This window comes from Streptococcus varani, from assembly GCF_001375655.1.
Classification (GTDB): Bacteria; Bacillota; Bacilli; order Lactobacillales; family Streptococcaceae; genus Streptococcus; species Streptococcus varani.
The window spans coordinates 1-3,749 of the sequence record NZ_CTEN01000012.1; the positions used below are offsets into that span (position 1 = coordinate 1).

The 3,749-nt window shown below is 35.6% G+C and carries 3 protein-coding genes; 2 read left to right on the top strand and 1 reads right to left on the bottom strand.

Annotation, left to right across the window (positions count from 1 at the left end; genetic code table 11):
* The first annotated feature begins 538 nt into the window (after window positions 1-538).
* Entirely contained in the window at window positions 539-703 is a 165-nt protein-coding gene (locus BN1356_RS12375; RefSeq protein ID WP_093651662.1) for a transcriptional regulator, read from the top strand.
* A gap of 183 nt (window positions 704-886) precedes the next feature.
* On the opposite strand, the gene BN1356_RS12740 is transcribed toward BN1356_RS12375, so the two are convergent.
* Window positions 887-1,117: a hypothetical protein gene (locus BN1356_RS12740; protein WP_176694295.1), complete on the bottom strand. Its 231-nt coding sequence runs from the start codon at window positions 1,115-1,117 to the stop codon at window positions 887-889.
* Window positions 1,118-2,779: 1,662 nt separating this feature from the next.
* Between BN1356_RS12740 and BN1356_RS12385 the strand changes: the two genes are divergently transcribed.
* Window positions 2,780-3,598, top strand: coding sequence for a replication initiation protein (locus tag BN1356_RS12385; RefSeq protein WP_093651664.1), 819 nt, complete (start codon window positions 2,780-2,782; stop codon window positions 3,596-3,598).
* Window positions 3,599-3,749 lie beyond the last annotated feature (151 nt).

Sequence of the window (3,749 nt, forward strand, 5' to 3'; positions counted from 1 at the left end):
ATCCCTTCCTCTCCCCGCTACCTCGCGATAGTCAGGCTTGGGAGTCGCTATTGGGTTCACCGGTAGCGGGTGCCCACGGAGGACTTGCACCTCAGATGTACGACATGCCCGTCGTACTGAAAAGAAAGATGAGTTGGGGACAACTCATCTTTCTTTTTTCTTTATACAAACGTAATTTTTTTTGTCAAATTTTGAGAACGTGTGAGAGTTATAAACTAAGCTACAGTATCAGAGATATAAATTATGTAATGGCAGTTTGCGGGTTTTAAAATTGGGGTGATTTTTCACCAGAAAAATCTAAAATCTGGAGGGCTACTACGACCCCCCTTTCAAGTGCCGAGTGCCAAATTCGAAAAAAAAAACGCTCTTGAAACTTAGATTCGCAAGGGTTTAAGGGCAATCAACAAAAAGCGACAAATTGGCGACATTTGCCTTTTTATGTACATCCATTAAAATCTTTAGAACTACAAAGAGTTTTATAGCTTTACGCATGAATATTTATATTTATACTTTTGAGTAACAAATAAGGAGTAAAGAAATGAAGCAAAAAAATAATGAAACGACTAGTATCTCTGTTAGGTTTCCTAAACAACTTTATGCTGATTATAAAAAAGTATTGATGAGTGAGGGAAAAATAGTTACTTACGATTTAAGAAATTATATGAGTGATGTTGTAAAAAGCAAGAAAGGGCTTGAAAAATAAAAAAGAGCCACCGGTAATGGCTCAAACTATTTATTTTTGATAAATTCAGCATTATTACTTAAATTGTATTATTATTGTCAAATAGCTTTCACGGCATAAATCGCTCAGAACGCCCCTAAAATCGATTATAAGGGGCTTATAGCTCAAATCGATATATTTTACCCTCTTGCTATAAACGTCGCTCTATAAGCTTCTGAGAGTTTCTAGAAGGGCGTCTAGCTTTTTATCTAGGCTGTCTATTTTTTTCACGACATCTTTCAAGTTCCATTCATGATGCCATTGATTTGACCTCAGTTCGTCTATTTGACTCAGTAACTTACTCTCAAAAGTCACAGAATAGAATTCCTTATCTTTTCTCAAACCACCCTTTATTTTCTCCACACCAGCAGGAGTGATATAGATTTTTCCCTCCATTCTGAAACTTTCACTAGCATTCAGTTTACGTTGATGATATTTTACCACGTCTTTAGATACCCCTAACTCCACTTAGCGACCTCTAACATGGTTTTGCCGTAGCACTTTTCCTCAGACACTCTCTTCACCTCCCCATTTTCTTCCGGCAAGCTTAGCACGTGGGTATAAACTTACTAGTAAGTTTATACCCACGTGCTGTTTTAGTTTAAAACTGATTTTTGGGAGAACCCAAACCCCTAAACATCTATTAACCAGTAAATCACCCTTTAAATAGTCTTGCACTCGTTTTACTAGTAGGTCATTGACCCAATTTTAGTCTAGGTCATTAATGTACCACTTTTGGACTACTTAAAGCGCTGAAAAGAGCATAAGGGAAACTGATATCAAATGCCGTGATATATTGATAGTATCAACGTTTCCCGTACCGATATTTTTCTCGGCTTCGCCTACTTCTAACACACCTATTTTTGATAGGACAGTTCTTGTAAAAACATCAGATACACAAAAAAAGCTTCCAACCAAGAAAGTCAAAAGCTTAATATTCTAAATATATATAGTATTAGTTCACTTCTTTCTGAAATTCGTATAAGAACTCCATGCAATGAATACACCAAGAGACAAAAATATAACTAAAAATACGAAAAATTTGGGTATGATATTAAAAGCTATGAGCAATATTCCGCAAAAAACAATAATAAAAACACCCAAAATATATTTTTTAAGGGACATCTACGTAAAAGCGCATTGAGACAAGCGGAACCTCTACTCCGGCATCAACAGTTCGAATTCCATTAGATACAGCCCAGCCTACAGCTCCACCAATACCCGCAGAAATTGCGCCAACAACTCCAGCTGTTAGGGGATTTACAGCCTCGTAGAGACACTTTTCAGATTAAGTTGGATAGACTTAAAGTAGAACAAGCAAATTCGCTTAGAAGGCAAATCAAAGGTATTAAACGCGATTATGGAAATGATGGACCAAGTTTGTAAGTGGCGCAATCTATTTGCTCGGTATTCATAATATTGATATACTTGAAAGGTCGCAACACTCAGTTAGCGTTAGCTAAGGAGGTGAGACTTTATGCTAAAATGCTTTATCGAGCTTGTTCTGCTACAACTGCTGGTCGGTGTCAGTACAGAACTGATTGCGGAATGGCTAATCCGCAAGTGGCATGACAAATGCGACAAATAATGTAGTCTGAGTGCCCTGAGCAAGCACAAAAAAACACCCTTGGCGGCAACCGTGGGTGTTTTTCTTTATGCTTAGCTTTATCGAACTTTTAAGCAAGATAATTATAACACGTGCTTTATTGCGTGTCAAAAAATATGGTAAATATAGAGAGTGGTCTCTGATACTTATTTAAAAACTTTTTAGTTTCTAGTTTTTATTTATTTATTTTTTCTAGAAGAAAGATACTTTTATATATACTTTATATATACTTTATATTACTTTAGAGACCATTTAAAAGGCTCAACCACGGGCTTCAAGAGCGTTAACTATCGAAAAAAGTGCGTTAACTATCGAAAAAAGTGCGTTAACTATCGAAAAAAGTGCGTTAACTATCGAAAAAAGTGCGTTAACTATCGAAGATTTGCTATTTTTGCAACAATCTGCTATCTTTACAATAATACGTATAAATACGAAAAAAGTGCGAGGTTCTTATGAAAAAAAAAGAAAACTTAAAAGGAACTAAACCTAGAAAAATTTTGGAGGAATTGATATCTCGTAGTGAGTACTTGGTCGTCCAAGATAATGACCTAGCGAAGTCTTTTGGAAATTTGAAGGCTTTTGAACATAAAATTTTGGATTACTGTTTTTCTTTTGTGCAGAAAGACAGTTTGCCGAGTGAAAAGTTTGTTTTAGAGACAACTATATTGTTGAAGTTTCTTGGTTTAACAAGTAGTGGAACGAACTACAAGCGTGTCGTAGATGCTTTTAAAACATTAAATCAAGGTACTGCCCTCTATTTGCCAATAGTTAAAGAAGATGGAACTAGAGGGATACGGATGACACAGCTATTTTCTTTTATAGACTATTACGAAACCGGAAGAGTAGAATTTCAATTTTCTGAGTTCGCTCAACCATATGTGTTTGACCTCAAGAAGAATTATTATTCATTCCATTTACGAGAGTTAGCCAATATTAAGGGGAAATATGCACTTATTTTAATGAAATTATGGGAAGCAAATCGCTTTGGGAATAGTCAAACAACACTCATAAATGGAACTTTAGAAGAATGGCAAACTTGGTTTCTTGGAGAAGAAAGGCGGATGACTGCCGGACGATTTTTACATGATGTTATTACTCGATCTGCTGAAGAGTTAGAGGCTAAGTTCCCAATAGATATCATTTTTGAACAACATAAAAGAGGTCGTAAAGTCATTGGTTATGAAATGCAGATAATGGAGAGAAAAGATTCTAGCAAACCAACGCTTAACTATAAAGAAAATCAGGCTAGTATTTATGACTACTTAGATTAAAAAATAATCGACGATGTAATCTGTGAGGAGGCATTCTATATAAAAAGTCAATAGGAAATTCTAAAAAATAAAAAAACACCCTCACTGCGATAAACTTGATAACCAAGTTAGACAATCGTCTGGAGGATGCACCTATCATTTTACTACTTTT